This is a genomic window from Flavobacterium sp. GCM10023249, assembly GCF_042653365.1.
In the GTDB taxonomy this organism is placed as follows: Bacteria; Bacteroidota; Bacteroidia; order Flavobacteriales; family Flavobacteriaceae; genus Flavobacterium.
This window is the reverse complement of sequence record NZ_JBHSHZ010000009.1, coordinates 665,679-692,309: the sequence shown is the minus strand read 5'-3', so window position 1 is coordinate 692,309 and position 26,631 is coordinate 665,679. Positions and strand designations below refer to the sequence as shown.

Annotated in this window: 38 protein-coding genes; 34 read left to right on the top strand and 4 right to left on the bottom strand. The window is 35.2% G+C overall.

Annotated elements, in window-relative coordinates; genetic code table 11:
• Positions 1-97: 97 nt before the first annotated feature.
• The 31 genes from rplC (at position 98) to ACFO7M_RS09810 (ending at position 19,261) form a co-directional block, all read left to right on the top strand.
• A complete protein-coding gene (rplC, locus tag ACFO7M_RS09960; RefSeq protein ID WP_250596775.1) occupies positions 98-715 on the top strand; it encodes a 50S ribosomal protein L3 in 618 nt (205 codons plus the stop codon).
• Positions 715-1,344, top strand: coding sequence for a 50S ribosomal protein L4 (gene rplD / locus ACFO7M_RS09955; protein ID WP_379714803.1), 630 nt, complete (start codon positions 715-717; stop codon positions 1,342-1,344). Before rplC ends, rplD begins: the two co-directional genes overlap by 1 nt.
• 6 nt (positions 1,345-1,350) lie before the next feature.
• A complete protein-coding gene (gene rplW, locus ACFO7M_RS09950) occupies positions 1,351-1,641 on the top strand; it encodes a 50S ribosomal protein L23 (protein WP_379714801.1) in 291 nt (96 codons plus the stop codon).
• A gap of 10 nt (positions 1,642-1,651) precedes the next feature.
• Positions 1,652-2,476, top strand: a complete 825-nt coding sequence (gene rplB / locus ACFO7M_RS09945) for a 50S ribosomal protein L2 (protein ID WP_379714799.1) — start codon at positions 1,652-1,654, stop codon at positions 2,474-2,476.
• Positions 2,477-2,482: 6 nt separating this feature from the next.
• Complete coding sequence (gene rpsS, locus ACFO7M_RS09940; RefSeq protein ID WP_073311710.1) at positions 2,483-2,761, top strand: 30S ribosomal protein S19; 279 nt, start codon at positions 2,483-2,485, stop codon at positions 2,759-2,761.
• Between the two features lie 8 nt (positions 2,762-2,769).
• Positions 2,770-3,180 carry a 50S ribosomal protein L22 gene (gene rplV, locus ACFO7M_RS09935; protein WP_073311708.1) on the top strand — a complete coding sequence of 137 codons (411 nt, stop codon included), beginning with the start codon at positions 2,770-2,772 and terminating at the stop codon, positions 3,178-3,180.
• 5 nt (positions 3,181-3,185) lie between these two features.
• Entirely contained in the window at positions 3,186-3,926 is a 741-nt protein-coding gene (gene rpsC / locus ACFO7M_RS09930) for a 30S ribosomal protein S3 (RefSeq protein ID WP_250596770.1), read from the top strand.
• 18 nt (positions 3,927-3,944) lie between these two features.
• Positions 3,945-4,370, top strand: a complete 426-nt coding sequence (gene rplP, locus ACFO7M_RS09925; protein ID WP_250596768.1) for a 50S ribosomal protein L16 — start codon at positions 3,945-3,947, stop codon at positions 4,368-4,370.
• A gap of 11 nt (positions 4,371-4,381) precedes the next feature.
• Positions 4,382-4,573: a 50S ribosomal protein L29 gene (gene rpmC, locus ACFO7M_RS09920; RefSeq protein WP_250592565.1), complete on the top strand. Its 192-nt coding sequence runs from the start codon at positions 4,382-4,384 to the stop codon at positions 4,571-4,573.
• A gap of 15 nt (positions 4,574-4,588) precedes the next feature.
• Positions 4,589-4,846: a 30S ribosomal protein S17 gene (rpsQ, locus tag ACFO7M_RS09915; RefSeq protein WP_073311703.1), complete on the top strand. Its 258-nt coding sequence runs from the start codon at positions 4,589-4,591 to the stop codon at positions 4,844-4,846.
• A gap of 2 nt (positions 4,847-4,848) precedes the next feature.
• On the top strand, positions 4,849-5,217 hold the full coding sequence (gene rplN / locus ACFO7M_RS09910; protein WP_250596765.1) for a 50S ribosomal protein L14: 369 nt from the start codon (positions 4,849-4,851) through the stop codon (positions 5,215-5,217).
• A 12-nt stretch (positions 5,218-5,229) separates the two neighbouring features.
• Complete coding sequence (gene rplX / locus ACFO7M_RS09905; RefSeq protein ID WP_250592564.1) at positions 5,230-5,544, top strand: 50S ribosomal protein L24; 315 nt, start codon at positions 5,230-5,232, stop codon at positions 5,542-5,544.
• Between the two features lie 2 nt (positions 5,545-5,546).
• Positions 5,547-6,098 carry a 50S ribosomal protein L5 gene (rplE, locus tag ACFO7M_RS09900; protein WP_379714792.1) on the top strand — a complete coding sequence of 184 codons (552 nt, stop codon included), beginning with the start codon at positions 5,547-5,549 and terminating at the stop codon, positions 6,096-6,098.
• Positions 6,099-6,101: 3 nt separating this feature from the next.
• Entirely contained in the window at positions 6,102-6,371 is a 270-nt protein-coding gene (gene rpsN, locus ACFO7M_RS09895) for a 30S ribosomal protein S14 (RefSeq protein WP_250592562.1), read from the top strand.
• A 108-nt stretch (positions 6,372-6,479) separates the two neighbouring features.
• On the top strand, positions 6,480-6,878 hold the full coding sequence (gene rpsH, locus ACFO7M_RS09890; protein ID WP_379714788.1) for a 30S ribosomal protein S8: 399 nt from the start codon (positions 6,480-6,482) through the stop codon (positions 6,876-6,878).
• Between the two features lie 14 nt (positions 6,879-6,892).
• Positions 6,893-7,438 (top strand): 50S ribosomal protein L6, encoded by a 546-nt coding sequence (rplF, locus tag ACFO7M_RS09885; RefSeq protein ID WP_379714785.1) that lies wholly within the window; start codon positions 6,893-6,895, stop codon positions 7,436-7,438.
• Between the two features lie 11 nt (positions 7,439-7,449).
• Positions 7,450-7,803 (top strand): 50S ribosomal protein L18, encoded by a 354-nt coding sequence (rplR, locus tag ACFO7M_RS09880; protein WP_379735410.1) that lies wholly within the window; start codon positions 7,450-7,452, stop codon positions 7,801-7,803.
• A 6-nt stretch (positions 7,804-7,809) separates the two neighbouring features.
• Entirely contained in the window at positions 7,810-8,334 is a 525-nt protein-coding gene (rpsE, locus tag ACFO7M_RS09875) for a 30S ribosomal protein S5 (protein ID WP_250596759.1), read from the top strand.
• A gap of 12 nt (positions 8,335-8,346) precedes the next feature.
• Positions 8,347-8,529: a 50S ribosomal protein L30 gene (gene rpmD / locus ACFO7M_RS09870; RefSeq protein ID WP_379714780.1), complete on the top strand. Its 183-nt coding sequence runs from the start codon at positions 8,347-8,349 to the stop codon at positions 8,527-8,529.
• A gap of 12 nt (positions 8,530-8,541) precedes the next feature.
• Positions 8,542-8,994, top strand: coding sequence for a 50S ribosomal protein L15 (gene rplO, locus ACFO7M_RS09865; RefSeq protein WP_250596755.1), 453 nt, complete (start codon positions 8,542-8,544; stop codon positions 8,992-8,994).
• 13 nt (positions 8,995-9,007) lie between these two features.
• Positions 9,008-10,354, top strand: coding sequence for a preprotein translocase subunit SecY (gene secY / locus ACFO7M_RS09860; RefSeq protein WP_379714778.1), 1,347 nt, complete (start codon positions 9,008-9,010; stop codon positions 10,352-10,354).
• A 1-nt stretch (position 10,355) separates the two neighbouring features.
• Positions 10,356-10,571, top strand: a complete 216-nt coding sequence (gene infA / locus ACFO7M_RS09855; RefSeq protein ID WP_007136545.1) for a translation initiation factor IF-1 — start codon at positions 10,356-10,358, stop codon at positions 10,569-10,571.
• Between the two features lie 10 nt (positions 10,572-10,581).
• The gene (ykgO, locus tag ACFO7M_RS09850) at positions 10,582-10,698 is read left to right on the top strand and encodes a type B 50S ribosomal protein L36 (RefSeq protein WP_002987490.1); all 117 of its coding nucleotides are present in this window, start codon (positions 10,582-10,584) and stop codon (positions 10,696-10,698) included.
• A gap of 2 nt (positions 10,699-10,700) precedes the next feature.
• Positions 10,701-11,075, top strand: coding sequence for a 30S ribosomal protein S13 (rpsM, locus tag ACFO7M_RS09845; protein ID WP_073311683.1), 375 nt, complete (start codon positions 10,701-10,703; stop codon positions 11,073-11,075).
• Between the two features lie 11 nt (positions 11,076-11,086).
• On the top strand, positions 11,087-11,470 hold the full coding sequence (gene rpsK, locus ACFO7M_RS09840) for a 30S ribosomal protein S11 (RefSeq protein ID WP_073311682.1): 384 nt from the start codon (positions 11,087-11,089) through the stop codon (positions 11,468-11,470).
• An 85-nt stretch (positions 11,471-11,555) separates the two neighbouring features.
• Positions 11,556-12,161, top strand: a complete 606-nt coding sequence (gene rpsD / locus ACFO7M_RS09835) for a 30S ribosomal protein S4 (protein ID WP_379714775.1) — start codon at positions 11,556-11,558, stop codon at positions 12,159-12,161.
• Positions 12,162-12,184: 23 nt separating this feature from the next.
• Positions 12,185-13,177 (top strand): DNA-directed RNA polymerase subunit alpha, encoded by a 993-nt coding sequence (locus ACFO7M_RS09830; protein WP_250592551.1) that lies wholly within the window; start codon positions 12,185-12,187, stop codon positions 13,175-13,177.
• Positions 13,178-13,240: 63 nt separating this feature from the next.
• Positions 13,241-13,723, top strand: coding sequence for a 50S ribosomal protein L17 (gene rplQ / locus ACFO7M_RS09825; protein ID WP_379714773.1), 483 nt, complete (start codon positions 13,241-13,243; stop codon positions 13,721-13,723).
• Between the two features lie 85 nt (positions 13,724-13,808).
• Positions 13,809-14,918: a glutamine-hydrolyzing carbamoyl-phosphate synthase small subunit gene (carA, locus tag ACFO7M_RS09820; RefSeq protein WP_379735408.1), complete on the top strand. Its 1,110-nt coding sequence runs from the start codon at positions 13,809-13,811 to the stop codon at positions 14,916-14,918.
• A gap of 128 nt (positions 14,919-15,046) precedes the next feature.
• Entirely contained in the window at positions 15,047-16,339 is a 1,293-nt protein-coding gene (eno, locus tag ACFO7M_RS09815; RefSeq protein ID WP_379735406.1) for a phosphopyruvate hydratase, read from the top strand.
• Positions 16,340-16,663: 324 nt separating this feature from the next.
• Positions 16,664-19,261, top strand: a complete 2,598-nt coding sequence (locus ACFO7M_RS09810) for a DUF7619 domain-containing protein (RefSeq protein ID WP_379735404.1) — start codon at positions 16,664-16,666, stop codon at positions 19,259-19,261.
• Between the two features lie 104 nt (positions 19,262-19,365).
• Here the strand turns inward: ACFO7M_RS09810 and ACFO7M_RS09805 are convergent, their stop codons facing one another.
• The gene (locus tag ACFO7M_RS09805) at positions 19,366-20,058 is read right to left on the bottom strand and encodes a hypothetical protein (RefSeq protein ID WP_379735402.1); all 693 of its coding nucleotides are present in this window, start codon (positions 20,056-20,058) and stop codon (positions 19,366-19,368) included.
• A 286-nt stretch (positions 20,059-20,344) separates the two neighbouring features.
• Here ACFO7M_RS09805 and ACFO7M_RS09800 point away from each other — a divergent pair, with 286 nt between their 5' ends.
• The 3 genes from ACFO7M_RS09800 to ctlX all read left to right on the top strand — a co-directional run bounded on the left by ACFO7M_RS09800 (position 20,345) and on the right by ctlX (position 23,637).
• Positions 20,345-21,628, top strand: coding sequence for a citrate synthase (locus ACFO7M_RS09800; RefSeq protein WP_379714761.1), 1,284 nt, complete (start codon positions 20,345-20,347; stop codon positions 21,626-21,628).
• A gap of 116 nt (positions 21,629-21,744) precedes the next feature.
• Entirely contained in the window at positions 21,745-22,701 is a 957-nt protein-coding gene (locus tag ACFO7M_RS09795; protein WP_379735400.1) for an arginase, read from the top strand.
• The gene (ctlX, locus tag ACFO7M_RS09790; protein WP_379735398.1) at positions 22,702-23,637 is read left to right on the top strand and encodes a citrulline utilization hydrolase CtlX; all 936 of its coding nucleotides are present in this window, start codon (positions 22,702-22,704) and stop codon (positions 23,635-23,637) included.
• Positions 23,638-24,039: 402 nt separating this feature from the next.
• Here ctlX and ACFO7M_RS09785 read toward each other — a convergent pair whose 3' ends face one another.
• From ACFO7M_RS09785 to ACFO7M_RS09775, 3 genes are all read right to left on the bottom strand, one after another.
• On the bottom strand, positions 24,040-24,645 hold the full coding sequence (locus ACFO7M_RS09785; protein WP_379735396.1) for a hypothetical protein: 606 nt from the start codon (positions 24,643-24,645) through the stop codon (positions 24,040-24,042).
• A gap of 177 nt (positions 24,646-24,822) precedes the next feature.
• Entirely contained in the window at positions 24,823-25,170 is a 348-nt protein-coding gene (locus ACFO7M_RS09780) for an energy transducer TonB (RefSeq protein WP_379735394.1), read from the bottom strand.
• A 259-nt stretch (positions 25,171-25,429) separates the two neighbouring features.
• A complete protein-coding gene (locus ACFO7M_RS09775) occupies positions 25,430-26,494 on the bottom strand; it encodes a serine hydrolase domain-containing protein (protein ID WP_379735392.1) in 1,065 nt (354 codons plus the stop codon).
• Positions 26,495-26,631: the final 137 nt, after the last annotated feature.

Here is a 26,631-nt window from a genome sequence, read left to right as displayed (position 1 = left end):
ATATTTAAGCATTATGTTTTGAAATTCAAAACATAATGCTTACTTTTGCGCACTCAAAAAATAAAAATTTTAATAAATAATTAATAATTAGTTTAATATGTCTGGGTTAATCGGAAGAAAAATTGGCATGACTAGCATCTTTGATGAGAACGGGAAAAATATTCCTTGTACTGTTATTGAAGTGGGTCCATGTGTAGTTACCCAAGTCAGAACCAATGAGGTTGACGGGTATGAGGCTCTTCAGCTTGGTTTCGATGACAAAACTGAAAAGCACACTACAAAAGCTGCTGAAGGTCACTTCAAAAAAGCAGGTACTGTTGCTAAGAAGAAAGTTGTTGAGTTCCAAGGATTTGAAAACGAGCACAAATTAGGTGATGTAATCACTGTAGATCTATTCTCTGAAGGAGAGTTTGTAGATGTTCAAGGTGTTTCTAAAGGTAAAGGTTTCCAAGGGGTTGTAAAACGTCACGGTTTTGGTGGTGTTGGACAAGCTACTCATGGTCAACATAACCGTTTAAGAGCGCCTGGTTCTGTAGGAGCTTCATCTTATCCATCTAGAGTATTCAAAGGAATGCGTATGGCTGGAAGAATGGGTGGAGATAATGTAAAAGTACAAAATCTTAGAGTTTTAAAAGTAGTTGCTGAAAAGAACTTACTTGTTGTTAAAGGATGTGTTCCTGGTCACAAAGACTCTTATGTAATCGTTCAGAAGTAATGGAAGTAAAAGTTTTAGACATCAACGGAAAAGAAACTGGCAGAAAAGTTCAACTTTCTGATTCAGTTTTCGCAATTGAGCCTAACAAGCACGCTGTTTACTTAGATGTTAAGCAATATCTTGCTAATCAAAGACAAGGTACTCACAAATCTAAAGAAAGAGCTGAAGTTGCTGGTAGTACTCGTAAAATCAAGAAGCAAAAAGGAACAGGTACTGCTCGTGCAGGATCTAAAAAGAGTCCTTTGTTTAAAGGAGGAGGAACTGTTTTTGGTCCAAGACCAAGAAGCTATTCTTTCAAATTGAACAAAGCTTTAAAGCGTTTGGCTCGTAAATCAGCTTTGACATTAAAAGCACAAGATTCAAATTTAATCGTAGTAGAAGACTTCAACTTTGAAGCTCCAAGTACTAAAAATTTCATTAACGTATTGAAAGCGTTAGGATTAGAAAACAAAAAATCTTTATTCGTATTAGGTGATGCAAATAAAAATGTATATTTGTCATCTCGTAATTTAAAAGGTTCTTCTGTGGTAACTAATTCAGAATTAAGTACTTATGCGATATTAAACGCAAATAATTTAGTTCTTTTAGAGGGATCTTTAGAAGGAATTGAAGAAAATTTAAGCAAATAATAGGCCATGAGTATCATTATTAAACCTATCGTTACAGAAAAAGTAACTAAAGACGGAGAATTATTCAACCGTTTTGGTTTCGTTGTAGACAAGAAAGCAAACAAAGTGCAAATTAAGAAAGCTGTAGAAGCTGCTTATGGAGTTACTGTTGTAGAAGTTAATACAATGAACGTACGTCCTGATCGTACAACTAAATACACGAAAAGTGGTATGATTTCAGGAAAAACGAATGCTTACAAAAAAGCAATTGTTCAAGTACAAGAAGGAGAAACAATAGATTTTTACAACAATATCTAAGTAAAATAAGATGTCAGTAAGAAAATTAAAACCTATTACCCCGGGTCAGCGTTTTAGAGTTGTTAATGGTTTTGACGCTATTACAACTGATAAGCCGGAGCGTTCATTAATCGCGCCGAAAAAAAACTCAGGAGGTAGAAATAGTCAAGGAAAGATGACCATGCGTTATACAGGCGGTGGTCACAAACAAAGATATCGTATCGTTGATTTCAAAAGAACTAAAGTTGGTATTCCAGCTACAGTGAAATCGATTGAATATGATCCAAACAGAACTGCTTTCATCGCGTTATTGGCTTATGCTGATGGTGAGAAAACGTATATCATTGCTCAAAATGGTTTACAAGTAGGTCAAAAAGTGGTATCTGGTGCTGATGCAGCTCCGGAAATTGGTAACACCATGCCATTAAGTAAAATTCCTCTAGGTACAGTTATTTCTTGTATCGAATTACGTCCAGGTCAAGGTGCGGTTATCGCTCGTTCTGCAGGTACATTCGCACAGTTAATGGCTCGTGATGGTAAATATGCTACTATCAAAATGCCTTCTGGAGAAACTAGACTTATTTTGTTAACATGTTCTGCAACAATTGGTGCAGTTTCTAACTCTGATCACCAATTGATCGTATCTGGTAAAGCAGGTAGATCTAGATGGTTAGGTAGAAGACCTAGAACGAGACCGGTAGCTATGAACCCTGTTGATCACCCTATGGGAGGTGGTGAAGGACGTTCATCTGGAGGTCACCCACGTTCAAGAAAAGGTTTACCAGCTAAAGGTTACAGAACCCGTGCTAAACAAAACCCGAGCAACAAGTATATTGTAGAACGTAGAAAGAAATAATAAGATATGGCACGTTCATTAAAAAAAGGACCTTTCGTACACTATAAATTAGAGAAGAAAGTACAAGAAAATATCGAAGGTGGAAATAAAGGAGTTGTTAAGACTTGGTCTAGAGCTTCTATGATTACGCCAGATTTCGTAGGACAAACAATTGCAGTTCACAACGGTCGTCAATTTGTTCCGGTATATGTTACTGAAAACATGGTAGGACACAAGTTGGGTGAGTTTTCACCAACTAGATCTTTTAGAGGTCACGCTGGAGCTAAAAATAAAGGTAAAAAATAAAAGAAGACATGGGAGTTCGTAAAAGAGAAACGGCAGAAGCAAGAAAAGAGGCTAACAAGTCTTTGGCGTTTGCTAAATTGAATAACTGCCCTACTTCACCTAGAAAAATGCGCTTAGTAGCAGACTTGGTAAGAGGTCAGAAAGTTGAGAATGCACTAAATATATTAAGATTTAGTCAAAAAGAAGCTTCAAGAAAATTAGAGAAACTATTATTATCTGCAATCAATAACTGGGAGCAAAAAAATAGTGAAGGTAATGTTGCTGAAGCAGGCTTATTCGTAAAAGAGATCAAAGTTGATGGTGGTATGATGTTAAAAAGACTTCGTCCAGCTCCACAAGGTCGTGCACACAGAATTAGAAAGCGTTCAAACCACGTAACAATCGTGTTAGGGGCTATTAATAACACACAAAGCAATTAATAAAGATGGGACAAAAGACAAATCCAATCGGAAATCGCCTTGGTATCATCAGAGGATGGGATTCTAACTGGTATGGTGGTAATGACTACGGTGATAAAATCGCCGAAGACTACAAAATCAGAAAGTACATTCATGCTCGTTTATCAAAAGCTAGTGTATCTAAAGTAATCATCGAGAGAACTTTAAAACTTGTAACCGTTACTATCACTACTGCTAGACCTGGTATCATTATCGGAAAAGGTGGACAAGAGGTAGACAAGTTGAAAGAAGAACTTAAGAAAATTACTGACAAAGAGGTTCAAATTAACATCTTTGAAATCAAAAGACCTGAATTAGATGCATATTTAGTTGCAAATAGTATCTGTCGTCAAATTGAAAGCCGTATTTCATACAGAAGAGCTATCAAAATGGCAATTGCAGCGTCTATGAGAATGAATGCAGAAGGAATCAAAGTTATGATTTCTGGACGTTTGAATGGTGCTGAAATGGCACGTTCTGAAAATTTCAAAGAAGGAAGAATTCCTCTATCAACTTTCAGAGCAGACATCGATTATGCTTTAGCTGAAGCACACACTACTTATGGTAGAATGGGTGTTAAAGTTTGGATCATGAAAGGTGAGGTTTACGGAAAGAGAGATCTTTCTCCGCTTGTAGGTATGGATAAAAAATCTGCAGCTGGTAAAGGTGGTGATGCTCCACGTGGTGGAAAATCAAACGGTAAACCTGGAGCTCGTAAAAGAAAGTAATTTTTAAATTAAAGAAAAATGTTACAGCCTAAAAGAACAAAATACCGTAAGGTACAAAAAGGTAGAATGAAAGGGAACTCTAATAGAGGTCATGAACTTTCAAATGGAATGTTTGGAATTAAATCTGTACATGAAGATGGTATGTTTTTAACGTCTCGTCAAATCGAAGCAGCTCGTATTGCAGCTACTCGTTACATGAAACGTGAAGGACAATTATGGATTAAAATTTTCCCGGACAAGCCAATTACTAAGAAACCTCTTGAAGTACGTATGGGTAAAGGTAAAGGTGCAGTTGAATACTGGGCTGCTGTTGTTAAACCAGGAAGAATTATGTTTGAGGTAGGTGGTGTGCCACTAGCTGTTGCAAAAGAGGCGTTACGTCTTGCTGCTCAAAAATTACCAGTAAAAACTAAATTCGTCGTTGCTAGAGATTTCGAAGCATAATAAATAAGATTATGAAACAATCAGAAATTAAAAATCTATCTGCAGCTGAGTTACAAGAGAAGCTAGTTCAATTAAAAAAGACTTATGCCGACCTAACAATTGCTCATGCTATTTCTCCAATCGAGAATCCACTTCAAATTAGAAGTCTTAGACGTTCAGTGGCAAGAATTGCAACTGAATTAACTAAAAGAGAGCTTCAATAATATTCAGCTGAAAAGATGGAAAAAAGAAATTTAAGAAAAGAAAGAATTGGTGTTGTTACTTCTAACAAAATGGATAAGTCTATTGTTGTTTCTCAAGTAACTAGAGTAAAACACCCATTATATGGTAAGTTCGTGTTAAAAACTAAGAAATATGTTGCACACGACGAAACAAACGACTGTAACATCGGTGATACAGTAAAGATCATGGAAACAAGACCTTTATCTAAATCAAAATGTTGGAGATTAGTTGAAATCATTGAAAGAGCTAAATAATTATGGTACAACAAGAATCAAGATTAAGAGTAGCAGATAACACGGGAGCTAAAGAAGTTTTAACTATCCGTGTGCTTGGAGGAACGAAACGTCGTTATGCCTCTGTTGGAGACAAAATTGTAGTAGCTATCAAAGATGCAACCCCTAACGGAAACGTTAAGAAAGGTGCGGTTTCAACTGCAGTTGTTGTTAGAACTAAAAAAGAAGTAAGAAGAGCTGATGGTTCATACATCCGTTTCGATGATAACGCTTGTGTATTGTTAAATGCTGCAGGTGAGATGAGAGGAACTCGTGTATTCGGACCAGTAGCTAGAGAACTTCGTGAAAAACAATTCATGAAAATTGTATCATTAGCACCAGAAGTGCTTTAATTATTATTTACAATGATAAAGCTAAAAATAAAATCAGGTGATATCGTAAAAGTTATCGCAGGTGACCACAAAGGTGCTGAAGGTAAAGTTTTGCGTGTATATCGTGAGAAAAACAAAGCGGTAGTTGAGGGAGTAAATATGGTGTCTAAACACACTAAGCCAAGTGCTAAAAATCCTCAAGGTGGAATCGTTAAGAAAGAAGCTCCTATGCATATTTCTAACTTGTCTTTAATCGATCCTAAATCGAAAGAAGCAACTAAAGTTGGATTCAAGGTAGAAGGAGATAAGAAAGTAAGATTTTCAAAAAAATCTAATCAAGTATTATAGTAATGGCTTATATACCTAGACTTAAAGAAGAATATAAGAGTAGAATCATTTCTGCTCTTACAGAAGAATTCGGTTACAAAAACGTAATGCAAGTTCCAAAATTGGAAAAAATCGTTTTGAGTAAAGGAGTTGGAGCGGCTGTATCTGATAAAAAACTTATCGATTACGCTGTTGAAGAATTGACAAAGATTACTGGTCAAAAAGCGGTAGCTACGATCTCTAAAAAGGACGTTGCGTCTTTCAAATTGAGAAAAGGAATGCCAATTGGTGCTAAAGTAACTTTACGTGGAGAGAGAATGTATGAATTCTTAGACAGATTGATCACTGCATCTTTACCACGTGTAAGAGACTTTAACGGAATTAAATCTACAGGTTTCGACGGTAGAGGAAATTACAATCTTGGAGTTCTTGAGCAAATTATCTTCCCTGAAATCGATATCGATAAAGTGAATAAAATTTCTGGTATGGATATTACTTTTGTAACATCTGCAGAAACAGATAAAGAAGCAAAATCATTATTAGCTCAATTAGGTTTACCTTTTAAAAAGAATTAAGACATGGCTAAAGAATCAATGAAAGCCCGCGAGGTGAAAAGACAAAAAACGGTAGAAAAATATGCAGAGAAAAGAAAAGCTTTATTGGAAGCTGGAGATTACGCTGCTTTACAAAAATTACCGAAAAATGCTTCTCCAGTTCGTTTACACAACCGTTGTAAATTAACAGGTAGACCAAGAGGGTATATGCGTCAATTCGGTATCTCACGTGTAACATTCCGTGAGATGGCTAACCAAGGATTGATTCCAGGAGTTAAAAAAGCTTCTTGGTAGTTTGCAAAAAAGTATTATATTTGCAAACTTAAAATATTAAAGTTTAATAGGTTAAAGGTTCAACTCACTGAGGGTGAGTTGAAAACCATAACCACAATTTTGTTTATAATGTATACAGATCCAATTGCGGATTATCTTACGAGAGTTAGAAATGCAGTTATGGCAAACCACAAAGTGGTTGAAATTCCAGCATCTAACTTGAAGAAAGAAATCACAAAAATCTTATTCGATCAAGGTTACATCCTTAGCTACAAGTTCGAAGATAGTACTGTACAAGGTACTATCAAAATTGCTCTTAAGTATGATAAAGATACTAAAGAGCCAGTAATTAAAGATATTCAAAGAATTAGTAAACCAGGTTTACGTAAGTACGCAGGTGCAGCTAAATTGCCAAGAATTTTAAATGGTTTGGGTATTGCTATCGTGTCAACTTCTAAAGGGGTTATGACAGGAAAACAAGCGAAACAATTGAATGTTGGTGGTGAAGTAATTTGTTACGTATACTAAAAAAGAGATAAGAAATGTCAAGAATAGGTAAAAATCCAATTGCAATTCCAGCTGGCGTAACTGTTGAAGTTAACGGTGCTGTAATTACAGTGAAAGGAAAACTAGGGCAACTTTCTCAAGAGTTTACAAACAATGTAACTGTAACTGTTGAAGAAAATCAAGTTCTTGTTACAAGAGCTGCCGATAGCAAAGAAGAAAGAGCTCAACATGGTTTGTATAGAGCTTTAATCAATAACATGATTACTGGTGTATCTACTGGTTTTACTAAAGAATTAGAACTTGTGGGTGTAGGTTACAGAGCTTCTAATCAAGGAAACAAACTTGATTTGGCTTTGGGATATTCTCACAATATCGTTTTAGAGGTTGCGCCTGAAGTTGTTGTAGAAACAATTTCTGAAAAAGGTAAAAACCCTATCGTAAAATTAACATCATACGACAAACAACTTTTAGGTCAAGTTGCTGCGAAAATCAGAGGTTTCCGTAAGCCAGAACCGTACAAAGGAAAAGGTATTAAGTTTGTGGGTGAAGTATTAAGAAGAAAAGCAGGTAAATCAGCTTAAAATTTGAGAGTATGTCATTAACAAAATCTGATAGAAGACAAAGAATACAGTACAGAATTAGAAAAATTGTAAGCGGAACTGCTGCAAGACCTCGTTTATCTGTATTCAGAAGTAACAAAGAAATCTATGCTCAGCTTATAGATGATGTGAATGGTGTTACATTGTTAGCCGCTTCTTCTCGTGAGAAAGGTGTAGATACTAAAGGAACTAAAGTCGAAGTTGCTACTGCAGTTGGAAAATTAGTTGCTGAAAAAGCTTTAAAAGCAGGTATCGAAAATGTTACATTTGATAGAGGCGGATATTTATATCACGGTCGTGTTCAATCATTAGCAGAAGGTGCGAGAGCAGCTGGATTAAAATTCTAAGAAATTATGTATCATAATTATAAAAACGTAGAGTTAGTAAAACCAAGTGGTCTTGAATTAAAAGACCGTTTAGTTAGTGTAAATCGTGTTACTAAAGTTACAAAAGGTGGTAGAGCGTTCGGTTTTTCTGCAATTGTAGTAGTAGGTGATGAGAACGGAGTTGTTGGTCACGGACTAGGAAAATCTAAGGATGTTTCTGAAGCTATTGCTAAGGCAGTAGAAGATGCAAAGAAAAACTTAGTTAGAATTCCTTTAAGTGGACAATCTGTGCCTCACGAGCAAAAAGGTAAATTTGGTGGAGCAAGAGTATTCTTAATGCCTGCATCTCATGGTACCGGAGTAATTGCTGGTGGTGCTGTACGTTCAGTACTTGAATCTGTAGGTATTCACGATGTATTATCAAAATCTCAAGGATCTTCAAACCCTCACAATGTGGTAAAAGCAACTTTCGATGCTTTATTACAAATGAGAAGCGCAGTTACTGTTGCTAAACAAAGAGGAGTATCTTTAGAGAAAGTATTCAAAGGTTAATTCAAGGAAATTATGGCAAAGATTAAAGTAAAACAAGTAAGAAGCAAAATCAACTGTCCGGAAAACCAAAAAAGAGTTTTAGCATCTTTAGGTTTACGTAGAATAGGACATGTTGTTGAGCACGATGCAAATCCTGCTATCCTTGGAATGGTAAATAAAGTTAAACACTTGGTTTCTGTAGAAGAAGCTAAATAACAAATAACTGTTATGAATTTAAGTAATTTACAGCCAGCTGAAGGGTCAACACACAATCAAAATAAAAGAGTAGGTAGAGGAGAAGGTTCTGGTAAAGGTGGTACTGCTGCACGTGGTCACAAAGGAGCTAAGTCTCGTTCTGGTTATTCTAAAAAGATTGGATTTGAAGGAGGTCAGATGCCGCTTCAAAGACGTGTTCCTAAATTTGGTTTCAAAAATATCAACAGAGTAGAGTACCAAGGTGTAAATCTTGATACATTACAAGCTCTAGTTGATAACGGTTTGGCTACAGATACTGTAGATTTCACTACTTTCGTAGAAAACCGTTTAGCTACTAAAACTGAAGTTGTTAAAATTTTAGGTAGAGGTGAGCTTAAAGCAAAATTAAAAGTAAGTGCACACAAATTCACAGCTACTGCTAAAGCCGCTATCGAAGCTGCTGGTGGTGAAGCTATAGAATTATAATTTTCTGAACACGATGAAGAAATTTATTGAATCGTTACAAAACGTTTGGAAAATTGAGGAACTAAGAAACAGAATCCTAATTACATTAGGATTTCTGTTGGTTTATCGTTTTGGTGCTCAGGTAACATTGCCGGGAATCGACGCTACTAAATTACAAGGGTTAACTGATCAAACTGAAAAAGGTATTGGTTGGTTAATTGACGTTTTCACAGGTGGTGCATTTTCACAGGCTTCAGTGTTTGCCTTGGGTATTATGCCTTATATTTCAGCTTCAATTGTAGTGCAGTTAATGGGAATTGCGATTCCTTATTTACAAAAGTTACAAAAAGAAGGTGAAAGTGGAAGAAAAAAAATGAACCAAATTACAAGATGGTTGACTATTGGTATTACTTTAGTTCAAGGTCCTGGTTATATTTATAACTTGTACAGAACTTTACCTGGTGATGCTTTCTTATTAGGATTCAATTCATTTGCTTTCTTATTCTCTTCTGTATTGATCTTAACGACAGGTACAATTTTTGCAATGTGGTTAGGTGAAAAAATTACAGATAAAGGTATCGGAAACGGTATATCGTTATTGATTTTAGTTGGTATCGTTGCAAGACTACCACAGGCTTTTACCCAAGAATTTTCGTCTGTTATTTCTGAAAATAACGGTGGACCAATGAAATTGGTTTTTGAGATAATTATTTGGTTGCTTGTGATAATCGCTTGTATATTGATGACAATGGCTGTTCGTAGAGTACCGGTTCAGTATGCGCGTCGCACCGTTTCTGGTGATGTGGAGCAAGACTTAATGGGGGGTAATCGCCAGTTTATTCCACTAAAATTAAACGCTTCTGGAGTTATGCCTATCATTTTTGCACAGGCTATTATGTTTATTCCTGCAGCTGTTGCTGGTTTATCATCTTCAGAAACTGCTCAAACTATTAGTACAAGATTTCAAAATATTTTTGGATGGGAGTATAATTTGTTATTTGCGTCGTTAATCGTAATTTTTACGTACTTTTACACCGCAATTACCATCCCTACTAATAAGATGGCTGATGATTTAAAAAGAAGTGGTGGTTTTATTCCTGGTGTTAAGCCTGGTGTAGAAACTGCAGACTTTTTGGATAGAGTGATGTCTTTAATTACTTTCCCTGGAGCTTTATTCCTTGCTTTCCTTGCTGTGTTCCCAGCAGTTGTAGTAAGTGTTTTAAATGTACAAGCACAATGGGGATTGTTCTTCGGAGGTACATCATTGTTAATTTTGGTTGGAGTTGCAATCGATACGATTCAACAAATCAATTCATACTTGTTGAATAAACATTATGATGGTTTAATGAAAAGTGGTAAAAACAGAAAAGCAATAGCTTAATATGGCAAAACAATCAGCAATAGAACAAGACGGATCAATTATTGAAGCATTGTCAAATGCGATGTTCCGTGTTGAGTTAGAAAATGGGCATATCGTAATTGCTCACATTTCTGGAAAAATGCGTATGCATTACATCAAATTATTACCAGGTGATAAAGTGAAACTAGAAATGAGTCCTTACGATTTATCCAAAGCAAGAATTACTTATAGATACTAAAGCTACTAAAATGAAAGTAAGAGCATCAGTAAAAAAACGTAGTGCCGAGTGCATTATCGTACGTAGAAAAGGAAGATTATACGTTATTAACAAAAAGAATCCTAGATTTAAACAAAGACAAGGATAATTATGGCAAGAATAGCAGGGGTAGATATACCTAAAAACAAAAGAGGAGTTATCGCTTTGACATATATCTTCGGAATTGGAAAAAGCAGAGCTATCGAGATCTTAGAAAAAGCTCAAGTAAGTCAAGACAAAAAAGTTCAAGACTGGAATGACGACGAAATTGGAGCAATCCGTGACGCAGTTTCATACTACAAAATTGAAGGTGAATTGCGTTCTGAAACTTCATTAAACATCAAGCGTTTAATGGATATCGGATGCTACAGAGGAATCCGTCATAGAGCTGGTCTTCCATTAAGAGGACAAAGAACTAAAAACAATTCTAGAACTAGAAAAGGTAAAAGAAAAACTGTTGCTAACAAGAAAAAAGCAACTAAATAATAAGTAGTAATATGGCTAAGACAAGCACAAAAAAACGTAAAGTTATCGTTGAGTCGACAGGAGAAGCGCATATTAGTGCAACTTTTAACAACATCATCATCTCGTTAACTAACAAGAAAGGTGAAGTTGTATCATGGTCATCTGCTGGTAAAATGGGCTTCAGAGGTTCTAAAAAGAATACTCCGTATGCAGCTCAAATGGCCGCTGAAGATTGTTCAAAAGTAGCATTAGAAGCTGGACTTAAAAAGGTGAAAGTTTTTGTGAAAGGTCCTGGAAACGGAAGAGAATCTGCTATCAGATCTATCCACAATTCAGGAATCGAAGTAACTGAAATCATCGATGTTACTCCACTTCCACACAACGGATGTCGTCCTCCAAAAAGACGTAGAGTTTAATTTAATTTAAGTATAACTAGGTAGAATATAGATTATCGGAGGATACTGACCTGAATTCATAATCTCTACCTTAAAAATTTTTAAAATGGCAAGATATACTGGTCCAAAAACAAAAATTGCTCGTAAGTTTGGCGAAGCAATCTTCGGAGATGATAAAGCCTTCGAAAAAAGAAATTACCCTCCAGGGCAACATGGTTTAGCTAAAAAGAGAGGTAAAAAATCTGAATATGCAATCCAGTTAATGGAAAAGCAAAAAGCTAAATATACTTACGGTATTTTAGAAAAACAATTCAGAAACTTATTCGAAAAAGCGGCTGCTTCTAAAGGTGTAACAGGTGAAATCCTTTTACAATTATGTGAAGCTCGTTTAGATAACGTAGTTTACAGAATGGGTATCGCTCCGTCAAGAAGAGCTGCACGTCAAATCGTAACTCACAGACATATTACTGTAAATGGTGAATTGGTTAACGTTCCTTCTTACCATTTAAAACCTGGTGACAAAGTTGCTGTTCGTGAAAAATCTAAATCATTAGAGGCTATCGAACGTTCTTTAGCTGGTGCTTCTCAAGTGTATGAGTGGATTACTTGGAATAATGATACTAAAGAAGGTACTTTCGTATCTGTTCCAGCAAGAATCCAAATCACTGAGAACATTAAAGAACAACTAATCGTCGAATTGTACAACAAATAATAATTGACATCAGTCGAAAATTTATGGCAATATTTAATTTTCAAAAGCCCGATAAAGTTATCATGATCGATTCTACTGACTTCGAAGGAAAATTCGAATTCAGACCTCTTGAACCAGGTTACGGATTGACTGTTGGTAACGCACTTAGAAGAGTTTTACTTTCAGCATTGGAAGGTTATGCTATCACATCTGTACGCATTGAAGGTGTTGATCACGAATTCTCTACTATTTCCGGTGTTGTTGAAGATGTTACCGAAATTATCCTTAATCTGAAACAAGTACGTTTAAAACGTCAAATTGAAGATATCGATAACGAAGCTGTGACAATATCAATCACAGGAAAAGATCAAGTTACTGCTGGAGATTTCCAAAAATTCATGTCTGGTTTCCAAGTGTTAAACCCGGAATTGGTAATTTGTAATTTAGATAGTAAAGTAAACCTTAATATGGAAATTACTATCGAAAAAGGTAGAGGATATGTACCTGCAGAAGAGAATAAAAAACAAAATGCTGCAATTGGTACGATCTTTACAGATTCAATCTTTACCCCGGTAAAGAACGTGAAGTATGCTATCGAAAACTTCCGTGTAGAGCAAAAAACGGATTACGAAAAATTGGTTTTTGAAATTAAAACTGATGGTTCTATCCATCCAAAAGATGCTCTAACAGAAGCTGCTAAAGTATTAATTCACCACTTTATGTTATTCTCTGATGAGAGAATTACATTAGAGGCTGATGAGATTGCTCAAACTGAATCTTACGATGAAGAGTCATTACATATGAGACAATTGCTTAAAACTAAGCTTGTTGATATGGACTTATCAGTAAGAGCATTAAATTGCTTAAAAGCTGCTGAAGTTGATACGTTGGGCGACCTAGTATCGTTTAATAAAAATGACTTAATGAAGTTCCGTAACTTCGGTAAAAAATCATTAACTGAGCTTGATGAATTAGTTGCCAACAAGAATTTAACATTCGGAATGGACTTGTCAAAATATAAGTTAGATAAAGAATAATTTACTTCATATTTTGCTCTCCAAAGAGGATAGTAGCAAGATGAAGGTTTAATAAAACGTCACATGAGACACGGAAAAAAATTCAATCACCTAAGCAGACAAACTGGACATAGAAAAGCTATGTTGGCTAATATGGCTTGTTCTCTTATCGAGCACAAACGTATTAACACTACAGTTGCTAAGGCTAAAGCGCTTAAACAATTTGTTGAGCCGCTTATTACTAAGTCAAAAGAAGATACTACTCACAACCGTCGTATCGTATTCGCATACTTAAAAAGCAAATATGCTGTAACTGATTTATTCAGAGATGTAGCTGCTAAAGTAGGTGATCGTCCAGGTGGTTACACTCGTATTATCAAGTTAGGAAACCGTTTAGGAGATAACGCTGATATGGCGATGATCGAATTAGTGGATTTCAACGAGCTATACAACGGTGGTAAAAAAGAAGTGAAAAAAGCAAAAAGCCGTCGTGGTGGAAAAGCTAAAAAAGCTGAATCTGCTGCTGAAGCTCCTGCTACTGAAGAATCTTCTGAAAGCGCTGAATAATATGAATCTTACTTCATAAATATTAAGGATAAACTTTTTAGTTTATCCTTTTTTTTTGAATAAATTTGCAAAACTTTAAACTACAATGCAACACACAACAACACAAGCTGCAATTCTATTACTTGCTGATGGTACAATCTTTCACGGAAAGTCTATCGGAATTTCTGGGAAAACTTTCGGAGAAGTTTGTTTTAATACCGGAACAACAGGATATCAGGAAATCTTTACTGATCCTTCTTACTTCGGGCAAATCATGGTAACGACCAATGCTCATATTGGTAATTACGGTATAAATGTAAATGAAGTTGAATCAGATTCCATTAAAATAGCAGGACTGGTTTGTAAAAAGTTCTCCACTTTTCATTCAAGACCTGACTCTGAAAGTAACTTATTTGACTATTTTCAAAAAGAAAACTTAATCTGTATTTCAGATGTCGATACAAGAGCTTTAGTTTCATACATCCGTGATAATGGTGCACAAAATGCAGTTATCTGTACTGATGGAACTCCGGTTGAAGAATTAAAAGCCTTGCTAGCTAATGTGCCGGATATGAACGGATTGGAGTTGGCTTCTAAAGTATCTACCAAAGAACCTTATTTTTATGGTGATGAGAATGCTACTTACAAAATTTCGGCACTGGATTTAGGGATTAAAGAAAATATCCTGAGAAATTTGGCTAAAAGAGATTGCTATATCAAGGTTTTTCCTTACAACGCTTCTTATGCCGATTTAAAAGCATTCAACCCTGATGGATATTTCTTGTCCAATGGTCCTGGTGATCCAGATCCTCTAGAAAGCGCTATTGAAGTAGCAAAAGAAATTATCGACAACAATCATCCGTTGTTTGGAATTTGTTTAGGACATCAGGTAATTGCTTTGGCAAACGGTGTTTCTACCTATAAAATGTTTAACGGTCACCGAGGAATTAATCACCCAGTTAAAAATTTATTGAGTGGAAAAGGTGAAATTACTTCGCAAAATCACGGATTTGCAGTGAACAAGGAGCAATTGGATAATCACCCCGAATTGGAAATCACTCACTTGCACTTAAATGACGGAACTGTAGCTGGAATGAGAATGAAAAATAAAAACTGTTTCTCTGTGCAATACCACCCGGAAGCAAGCCCAGGACCACACGATTCTGCGTATTTGTTCGACCAGTTTATTGAAAATATAAAAACAGCTAAGAACTAAAACGTTATCGTTAATAACAATTTTGTTTTAAGGATTGCTGTTTCTACAGATTAAATACATTTGTATAGCTTACAATAAATTAAGGTTAGCATTTAAAATTTATAATTCAAAATTTAAAATAATAAACTATGAGTATCATCATAAAAATACATGCAAGACAAATTCTTGATTCTAGAGGTAATCCTACAGTAGAAGTTGATGTAGTAACAGATAGTGGCGTTTTAGGCCGTGCTGCCGTTCCTTCTGGAGCATCAACCGGAGAACATGAAGCAGTTGAGTTGCGCGATGGCGGTAAAGCGTTCATGGGTAAAGGGGTTTTAAAAGCAGTTGAAAACGTAAATACAACGATTGCTGAAGCTTTGTTGGGAACTTCCGTTTTCGAACAAAACCTAATCGATAAAATCATGATTGATTTGGATGGTACGCCAAACAAATCAAAATTGGGGGCAAATGCTATTTTAGGTGTTTCCTTGGCGGTTGCTAAAGCCGCTGCAAACGAATTAGGCTTGCCTTTATACCGCTACGTAGGTGGTGTTTCTGGAAATACATTACCTGTGCCAATGATGAATATCATCAACGGCGGTTCGCATTCTGATGCGCCTATTGCTTTCCAGGAGTTCATGATCATGCCGGTAAAAGCAACATCTTTTACACATGCTATGCAAATGGGTACGGAAATTTTCCATAACCTTAAAAAAGTATTACACGACCGTAACTTGTCTACTGCAGTGGGTGACGAAGGTGGTTTTGCACCAAACTTGGCTGGTGGTACTGAAGATGCTTTGGATTCAATCAAATTAGCAGTGGAAAATGCGGGTTATGTTTTCGGTGAGGATATTAAAATCGCTTTAGACTGTGCTGCTTCTGAATTTTATATAAACGGAAAATACGATTATACGAAGTTTGAAGGTGCAACCGGTAAGGTAAGAACGTCTGAAGAACAAGCAGATTATTTAGCAGAATTGGCTTCTAAATACCCAATCGTATCAATCGAAGACGGTATGTATGAAGATGATTGGGCTGGTTGGAAATACTTAACAGAGAAAATTGGCGATAAAGTACAATTGGTGGGTGATGATTTATTCGTAACGAATGTAGAGCGTTTGTCAAGAGGTATCAATGAAGGTATTGCGAATTCTATCTTGATTAAAGTAAATCAAATCGGTACGTTGACAGAAACCATTGCAGCTGTAAATATGGCACACAATGCAGGGTATACTTCGGTAATGTCACACCGTTCTGGTGAAACAGAAGACAATACTATTGCTGATTTGGCTGTAGCACTAAACTGTGGTCAAATAAAAACAGGCTCGGCTTCTCGCTCTGACCGTATGTCTAAATACAACCAATTATTGCGTATTGAAGAAGAATTAGGTGATGTGGCTTATTTCCCAGGAGCAAGAGCTTTTAAAGTGAAATAATTTATTTTTTTTAATACAGAGAAGCCCAATAGTAGATATTGGGCTTCGTTATTTTATAAAGTCTTGTTAATTTATATTTTTAGAATAGCGAACTTACTGCAAAGTACTATATTTGAAATCACAATTCCGGATTTATTTATTGATATAAAATAGTTGGGCTTCATCTGGAGTCTTTTTTTTTGAGTGCATAGTAGTACAAGGTTTCATTGAATGTAATTTGAAATCGGAATTACTGAAAAATATGTTGAGAACTCTAAAAAAATCCAAATATTCAATTGTAACATACAAACGTTATTTTCTAAGCACAATACTGAAAAATTAAATATGAAAAAAATACTTTTAGTACTATTAGTCTTAATTCCTTTATTCGCAGAAGCACAGATTATTGATATACCTGATGTTAATTTTAAGAATGCATTAGTGAATTCAAACTGTATAGATAGCGATGGGGATAATAGTTTTGATTCGGATGCGGATACAAATAATGATGGGGAAATTCAGCTTTCTGAAGCATTGGTCGTTACGAAATTGAATTTGAATTATAGAGGTATTACTGATTTAACGGGTATTAATAATTTTATTAATTTGGTGTATCTGAATTGTACCAGTAATGTAAATCTGACAACAGTATCTATCTCAAACTTAAGCAGTCTTGAAATTCTGGATCTGGGAGGGAATCTTGAATTGACGAATTTAAATCTTTCAAATTTAAATAGTTTAAATAGTTTAGATTGTGCCTGGACAAACATTGGTACATTAGACTTGACTAACTTGATGAATTTAAAGAAGTTTAATTGTTATGCTGGTCAATTAACCTCGCTTAATATTGCCAATCTTTCAAATTTAGAGGAGTTAAATCTTGTTGGATGTGATTTGAACTCGATTGATTTTTCGGGGGTTTCAAATCTAAAAAAGTTGTTATGTTCTCAAAATCAGTTAATTAATTTAAATTTATCTTCTTTAACTGTTTTGGAGGAGTTGCAGTGTAATGATAATTTGCTAAGTAGTTTAGATCTTTCCAATAATGTCTTGATTACGAATGTTAATTGCTCAAATAACAATCTGATATCGATAAATCTAACTGGACTGGTTAATTTAGAATCTTTAAATTTTAGCAATAATCAAATGACAGCAGTTTCTTTGGGTGGGTTGACAGCACTTCAAAATTTGCACTGTGATAATAATCAATTTACAAGTTTGAACTTGAATGGATTAGCCGCTCTAGTGTCGTTGAGTTGTGGAGATAATCAATTAACCAATCTCGATTTTTCTGGTTTGTTGAATTTAAGAGGTGTGCTATGTTGGAATAATCAATTGACTCAATTGGATTTTTCAGAAAACCCTTTGTTTGGTGATTTACTTTGTTCAAATAACTTGTTGAATTATATAAATATTAAAAATGGGACTAATCATTTTAATACAGATAATGTTTGGTCAGACAATCCGACTCTTCAATTTATTTGTGTCGATGAAGATGAGCTTTCCAGTATTCAATCAATTGTAGATCAAAGTGAAAATATAAATCCAAGCTTAACAACATACTGCTCCTTCATTCCTGGAGGAAACTACAATGTTATATCGGGAATAGTAAAGTTCGATGCTGGAAACGATGGCTGTAATGCTGCAGATTTACCGCAATCATCAATCAAAATTAAAATTAATGATGGCCTCGTTGAAGGTGCTTCTTTAACAAATACTAATGCTGAATATTTATTCCACGTACAGAATGGAAATTTCACCATGACACCTGATGTGGAAAATCCGTCTTGGTTTAATTTCTCGCCTCCTAATACAGCGATAAATTTTCCGAATAACAATAATAATTCGGTAGTACAGAATTTTTGTATGACTGCTAATGGTGTTCATCCTGATCTTGAAATTGTGATTGCTCCTGTTTTATTAGCTCGTCCTGGTTTTGATGCATTCTATAAGGTAGTTTATAAAAATAAAGGGAATCAAATGCTTTCTGGAAATGTGATGCTGAACTTTAATGATACTGTTTTGGATTTAGTATCTTCAGTGCCATCGCCAGATTTACAAACAACTGGGCAGTACACATTTAATTTTGCTAATCTATTGCCATTCGAACAAAGGGAAATTGCAATAGTATTCAATGTAAATTCTTCAGTGGAAACTCCTGCGGTTAATAGTGGTGATGTTTTGAATTTTACAGTTTTGGTTAATCCTACGGCAAGTGACGAAACGCCTGCTGATAATCAGTTTGTGTATAATCAAATCGTTGTAAATGCTTGTGATCCGAATGATAAAATTTGTTTGGAAGGAAATGTGGAATCGCCTACTAAAATCGGGGATTATCTGCATTATATCATTAATTTCGAAAATGTGGGAACGGCAAGTGCTGTAAATGTCGTGGTGAAAGATGTTATTGATGCTAATAAGTTTGATGAGGAATCAATACAGGTATTGAATAGTTCGCATCCAGTTGAAACAAAGATAAAAGGGAATAACGTCGAATTTGTTTTTAAAAATATCAATTTGGCAGCCCCTGTAAATGGAGGTGAAACCGGAGGGCGTGGAAATGTGGTATTTAAAATTAAAACCAAAGACAACCTCGTTTCAGGTGATGAAGTAGCTAATAAAGCAGATATTTTCTTCGATTATAACGCGCCAATCACTACGAATTTTGCCACTACAGTTTTTCAGACATTGGATCTCGATGATGTAGCTTGGGATAATTCGGTAAAAGTGTATCCTAATCCTACCCGTAATTCAGTTAATATTAAATCTGCCCGAATGATTAAATCGATCCAGTTGTTCGATGTTCAGGGAAGATTATTGTTAAATAAAATCACGAATCAAACCGATGATGTTTTAGAACTGCAAACCAAACCGTCAGGACTTTATTTTGTTAAGGTGTTTACTGAGGACGGACTTAAAATAGAAAAAGTGATTAAAGAATAAAAGTAAATTTTTTATGGTAAAAGCATTGCAGATACGTAACTAAAGGTTTTTAGTAAATATAAAACACCCGTTAGCGTCAAATGTTAAAGGGTGTTTTTTGCGTTTTATGCTTCAGTTACGGCTTCCTTTTCTTTTAAAAAGTAATGCATTAAGAAATAAAAAGAAATGATATAACAGAAAATACTCGTGTATCTTAAGAAGGCTATTTTATAGTAATAATAATAGATGCCGTAAAAAAGTTCACAAATAATGGTAATCAAAGCGTAAAGAATTAAAAAGGTGTTCCTTTGGTTGAGATCGGCAACATACTTGTAAGCAGCAAAGAATACAAAAGTGATCAAAACAGCATCGTAGACAAGTATCACTTTATACAATTCAAATGAACTGTCAAAAACGATCAATATCGATATGTAAAGTAAGCAGGCTAAGAAAATGAACGTCAATAAAATGGAAGTGTAGTTTTCTTTTCCGATTCGGTATAATTTTTTGTTTCGTAATTCTCTAATCAGTTGCAATAATAGCATGCAATAGGCTAGAAAATTAAAGAACAGTACATAGACTAAATAGCTGCCTCCTTCTAGTAAATTGATGATTCCGGAGATAAAAAAGAAGAGTAAGATAATGCAATTGTAAAAATTTACATTCTTTTTGCTTTCTTCTATATAATGAAAAAAAATGGCGCCAATGAACAATGGCTTTGAAAAATAAGAAACATAATTCCAATCCATGAAAGTAGAAAGGAAATACAAAGCTCCAAAAATAAAATACAAAGTAAGATGTGATCTTAAAATAGGCATTTTGGCTTGTGTTTCAATAGCATTAAGCAACTAAACGGCTGTAGTACAAAGTTATTATAATTAACTTGTTATTTTTGATGATGGCGTAGTTGTTTGATTTTAAATTCCAATTCCCTTAAATTTCATGTAAATTTATAGTGTACTAAGAAGTAGTAAGGTGTTTTAGGTTATCTGTTTGCTCTTTGCAAAGATTTAACGAAAACGTTTCAGTAAAACTTTTTTATTTCGCACAGTTTTCCATAAATTTGTTAAAATATATAATTTAGATTAATTCCCAAATTACATTATGTCAAAAACAGCGATATTAGAGTACGATGGCAATAAGTATGAGTTTCCAGTGATTGTAGGAAGCGAAAACGAACCCGCTATCGACATTGAGAAACTACGTGCCTTAACGGGTGCGATTACCTTAGATCCAGGATACAAAAATTCGGGTTCTTGCAAAAGTGATATTACTTTCCTTGATGGAGAAGAAGGTATTCTTCGTTACAGAGGGTATGCTATCGAGGAATTAGCTGAAAAAGCTGACTTTCTTGAAGTGTCTTATTTAGTGATTTTCGGAGAGTTGCCAACCAAAGAACAATTGGAGAAATTCGAAACCGATATCCGTAAATACACTTTGGTGAATGAAGAAATGAAAAACATCATCGATGGTTTTCCTAAAACGGCGCACCCAATGGGGGTTCTATCTTCATTAACGAGTGCTTTAACTGCATTCAATCCTAAAGTAGTAAACGTAGAGAATGAAGCGGAAATGTATGAGGCAATCTGCAAAACCATGGGTAAATTCTTGGTAATTGCAACTTGGACGTACCGTAAAATGATGGGATTCCCATTAAACTACTACGACAATACTATCGGGTATGTAGACAACTTCATGAAATTGATGTTCTCATTGCCAACCGGTCCTTATGCTACAAACAAAACCGTAATCAATGCCTTGGATAAATTGTTCATCCTTCATGCTGATCACGAACAAAACTGTTCTACTTCAACAGTAAGAATCGTTGGTTCTTCTCACGCTGGATTGTTCGCTTCTATCTCTGCAGGGGTTTCTGCTTTATGGGGACCTTTACACGGTGGGGCTAACCAAGCCGTATTGGAAATGCTAGAGCAAATCCAAAAAGACGGTGGAGATGCACAAAAAGCATTAGAAAGAGCTAAAGACAAAAACGACGATTTCCGTTTAATGGGATTCGGACACAGAGTATACAAAAACTTCGATCCAAGAGCAAAAATCATCAAAAAAGCAGCTGACGAAGTGTTGAAAGAATTAGGCGTTAACGACCCAATCTTAAACATCGCAAAACAATTAGAAGAAGCAGCTTTAGTAGATCCTTATTTCGTAGACAGAAAATTATATCCAAACGTTGATTTCTATTCTGGTATCATCTACCGCGCTTTAGGAATCCCAACAGATATGTTCACCGTATTATTCGCTATCGGTCGTCTTCCGGGATGGATCGCACAATGGAAAGAAATGCGTATCAATAAAGAACCTATCGGTCGTCCGCGTCAAGTGTATACAGGTTATCCTTTACGACCATTCGTTCCAATGGATAAAAGATAAAATTAAAGCAATTTAATACCCAAAAAGCTTCTCTTTTAGAGAAGCTTTTTTTTATATTTGTCCGCAAACAAATAGATTGCGCAGTTACTGCTGCACTACAATCAAATAAAAACTTTATGAGTACTAACGTTACTTTTCTAATCAACAAATCAGAAATTACTGCCGGTACGCGTGGTGCATCTTTGGGGCCAGATGCCATTATCACCGCTGCCAGGAAAAAGGGGAGTTACCTTTTTGGGGAAAATACTCTCGAAAAACTAACCAACACTAACGGATATCTGGATAAACCCACACAATATCCTTTCGCTAAACGAATTGACGGACTACTTTCCGTATATCAGGAGCTTAATACGAAAGTGAGTGAAATTCTAAATTCTAATTCTTTTCCTATCATTTTAGCTGCCGATCACGGCTCTGCGGGCGGAACAATCTCCGGATTGAAATCGGCCTTTCCAGACAAACGCATTGGTGCAGTTTGGATCGACGCTCACGCCGACATTCATACACCCTATACCACACCTTCTGGAAACATGCACGGAATGCCTTTGGCTTCGGTCATGGATGTAGATAATTTGGAATGCAAAATCAATGAAGTGGATGCCGATACAGTGGCGCTTTGGAACCAATTGAAAAATGTTGGAGGCATAACCCAAAAAATCAAACCGGAAGATGTTGTCTATGTTGCGGTTCGCGATACCGAAGAACAAGAAGAATTCATCATCAATAAATACGGTATCAAATGGTTTTCTGTAAACGATGTACGCACGCAAGGTGTAGTCAAAATCGTTGAAGGAATCAATGACCAACTGAAAAATTGTGATATCATCTATATAACGTTCGACGTTGATTCTATGGATCCGGACATGACGTCACACGGGACAGGTACTCCGGTACCCAACGGTATTTCGCCTCAAGAAGCCAAAGAATTATTGGTGACTTTGGCTCAAAATCCTAAAACAGCTTGTATGGAAATTGTAGAAGTGAATCCGTGTTTGGATGAAAAAGAAAATACGATGGCTGAAGTAACTATGGATATCGTAGAAGCAATTACAGAAGCAATTAAAAAGAAATAAATGCAACAAATTACGAATTCAATTCTAATGATTCGTCCGGTTTCTTTCCGAATGAACGAAGAAACCAAGGTGAACAACTTCTACCAACAAGAATCAAACGGCATGTTGCCTGCAGCAATCAATGCGAAAGCGCAACAGGAATTCGATGCTTTTGTAGACAAGTTAGAAGCGGTTGGGGTAAATGTCATTGTAGTAGAAGATACCAAAGATACCGATACACCGGATAGTATTTTTCCGAACAACTGGGTGTCTTTCCATGAAAATGGGGATGTGGCTATCTATCCTATGTTTGCCGAAAACCGTCGCTTGGAACGCCGTGAGGATATTTTGGATATATTGGAAGAAAAAGGGTTTGTTATCGAAAATGTGATGGATTACTCTGAAGCGGAAGAGGAGCAAGTGTATCTCGAAGGAACGGGAAGTATAGTGCTGGATCGCGTCAATGGGAAGGCGTATTGTGCTTTATCACCGCGTGCCGATGAAGAATTGTTTATTGAATTTTGTGAAGATTTCGAATTTACGCCTATTATTTTTAACGCCTATCAAACCGTTAATGAGAAAAGGGAATTGATCTACCATACCAATGTAATGATGTGCGTTGGAGAAACGTTTGCCGTTGTTTGTGCCGAATGTATCGATGACAAGACCGAACGCAAAAGCGTACTGGAGAGTCTGAAACAGGATGGGAAAGAAATTCTACTAATCAACGAAAAACAGGTCGCGCAATTTGCCGGTAACATGTTGGAAGTTTTAGGCGCAAACGGTAAGAAATATGTAGTGATGAGCGAACAGGCTCATTTGTCATTGTCAGCGAAACAAATCGAACAACTGGAAAAACACGCAGCAATCATCAGTTCTAATATCGAAACAATTGAAAAGTACGGAGGTGGAAGCGCCCGCTGCATGATGGCCGAAATTTTCCTACCCAAAGAATAATTCAAAGCCCAGTATAAACTGCTGCTAAAAGTGGAGACAAATAGAAATAATTTGTCGTTTGATGAAGTATAAACCCCATAAACCTTTAAAATAGGCTTATGGGGTTTATAAATTCAAACGGCTGTTAGCAACTGTATTAATAGTGACAGTGGATTGCTCCAAAAGATTTTTATGTTTTCTGGATTGCTTATTTCATTTTGATATTTCTCGACAGTAGAATATTTTTTATTCTTGAGAAAACCAATCTTGAATTTTTGCTTCGGTAAACCAATATTATATACTACATAAAGTTTGATTTCTTTTTCCTCTTAAAAATGCTAAAAGTAGTTTTCTCATTTCATTGAATTTTTCGACCTAATGGTTATACCGCAATGAGGCCAAATTAAATTAGCAATAGGATTTTTACTTTCCATAATATTCCGTCAAAAATAGTATGCCGTAAATCCAAAAATTATATAAAAAAGTATAGGTGATTCCGTAAAATAGACTCAGTTTAAAATTCCCGCTACATTCAGCAGATTTCTTAAATATTAATCGTAAAGCTCGGAAGAATATCCAATACAACATAGCCAGAAATACTAAAACTGAAAACCAAATAATTGCTCCCAAAGCGTAAAATAAAAAACTTAAAACTATTGTGACAATAATCCATAAAATTATGCTCATAATAATTCCTCCAATACCTTCAGCAATAGCTGCTCCAATCTCTAAACCACTTAAATCTGCTGGCGTTAAGTCTTTTAGGATATCTAATCTTTTTGTGTTTATTGTATCAGTTATTTTTCCAACATTATCTTTCAATTTAGTTCCATTATATAAACTGATAGAGATAAAAAGAAAAAAGACGATTGAAATAATCGAAGTTGAAATCAAAGAATTTTCAATAACAGTTTGATGTTTTCCTATTCCATAAAACCAAACACTTAAAATGGTCAAAACAATAACAAGTAAAGAAATTGCGAATACATTTTTAGTGTTAATTAGGGTTCTTTTATTTAGGACTTTCATTTGTAGTGTGTTTTTTGGTGTCTTATCGCTTATGTCCTGTCAGCTTGTGTTGTTGTGTTAATTTACCCAAATATTGAGTTGCTTGTACTAAACCAATTTGGTGAAAAACTCTGATTTTTCCAAGAACCCATAAAAAAAACTATGACAACAAAATGCTGTTGTACTTTGTTGTAACATTTATGGATTTGTAATTTTCAATGGAATCTTTTGTTCCATTCTAACTGGTTTTCCTCCGATAGTTGCAGGATTCCATTTTGGACAAGATCGTAATGCTCTTACAGCATCAATTGAAATTAGTTCACCGTAATTTCCTAATGTGTTTTTTACAAGTGTAATATCTGTTAAAAAGCCATCAACTCCAATTGTAAAACTCATAATGATTTCTCCGGATATTTTACCCTCCATTTCTGGAAGTTTTAAATTTTCAGTTACATATTTTCTGAAATTTTCTTCACCGGTAGGGAAAGTGGCAACCACTTCGAAGTCTTTTTCGATTGAATAGGGTCTAGCCTTTTTATTTTTCAACTCATTGTTTTGAGCAAAAAAACATTGGGTACTACAAACAAAAAATAGAAGTAGGAAGTTTTTCATTTTCAAATTTAAACAATCTTTGAGTTAATAGGTACAAAATCAGCCCGTGAAACGACCCCACAAACCTTTTCAAATATACCCAAAATACTTTCGTAGAAGCCCTTTTAAAAAGGTTGTATACTATGTTTTTTGGAGGTATTTTGAAAATAGAGGAATTGTGCAACAGTTGCCATTGTTAGCTATAGTTGTTATTTTAATTGATATATAATTTAGCAATTTCTTCAATAAAAGCTTGAGGATGTGAACCCATTAAATTTGTCAAAACTACTATTGAAACATTTTTTTTAGGATAAATGAACAGTGTATTTCTAGCGCCACCATTTGCGGCAATTATTGGATTTTCAGCTCTTGAGCTTAATGAGAAACCTATTGAACTTTGGTTTAGTAAACCATTTTCTTCAAATAGTTTTCCATTATTTAGTTCAATTGGTTTTATAAGTGTTTTAAGATTTTCAGCATTAATTAATTGATTGTTTTGTAATGCAATTACCCATTGTGCTATTTCGGTTGCAGTTGAATAAATGCCACCTGCTGGATATAAAATTGTTGGCATTGGTTGATAAACACTACTTAAATCGTTACTGCCGTAAAAAGAATAAGGTCTTGCGGAGTGTTTAATTATGTTGTAAAAATCTCCAAGCCCAGCATCCTCAGAAATCTTCATTCCCGCTTTTTTAAATATGTTTTCTGCTAGGTACTTTTCAAAGGATTGTCCGCTGATTTTTTCGATAATCATTCCAAGCAAAATATAATTTGTTTGATTTTCTCTTAATTCTGTTCCGGGTTTAAAAGTAAGTGGTGATTCTTTTATTCTTTGAAATAAAATTTTGCTATTCTCAGACAATAAATTCCCTTCTGAATTAAAAATTTCAGGTAAACCGGATTTATGTGTTAGAATCTGTTTTACTGTAATGTTTTCCCAAGTGTTAGGCAAACTATCTAAATATTTTGAAATGGGTTCTTCAAAATTCACTTTCTCTTTTTCTACTAATTGCAATATAGCAACACTTGTAAAAGCTTTTGTAATAGAGTTAATACTGAAAACAGTTTGTTTATCAACTGGGATGGAATCTTCAATATTAGCAAGGCCATAATGACCGGTTTTAATGATTTTGTTGTCTTTAATTACGGCTAATTGTAGTCCAACAATTTTATTGTCTTTCATTATTTTTTTTACGGTAGTATCAACTTTGTCATCTTGTGAATAAGTAAAATTGCTAATCATTAAATAGCTAATTAAAAACATTAATTTTTTCATATTTTTTTGGATTGTTATTTTTTTATTATGCTTTACAATTACTGCTACCGTTTTGGTATAACATCGGGTTTGGAGCTAAATGAAACACTATTTGGAATTTTCCAACTCATTCCAAATACAAAACCAACACTAAATTA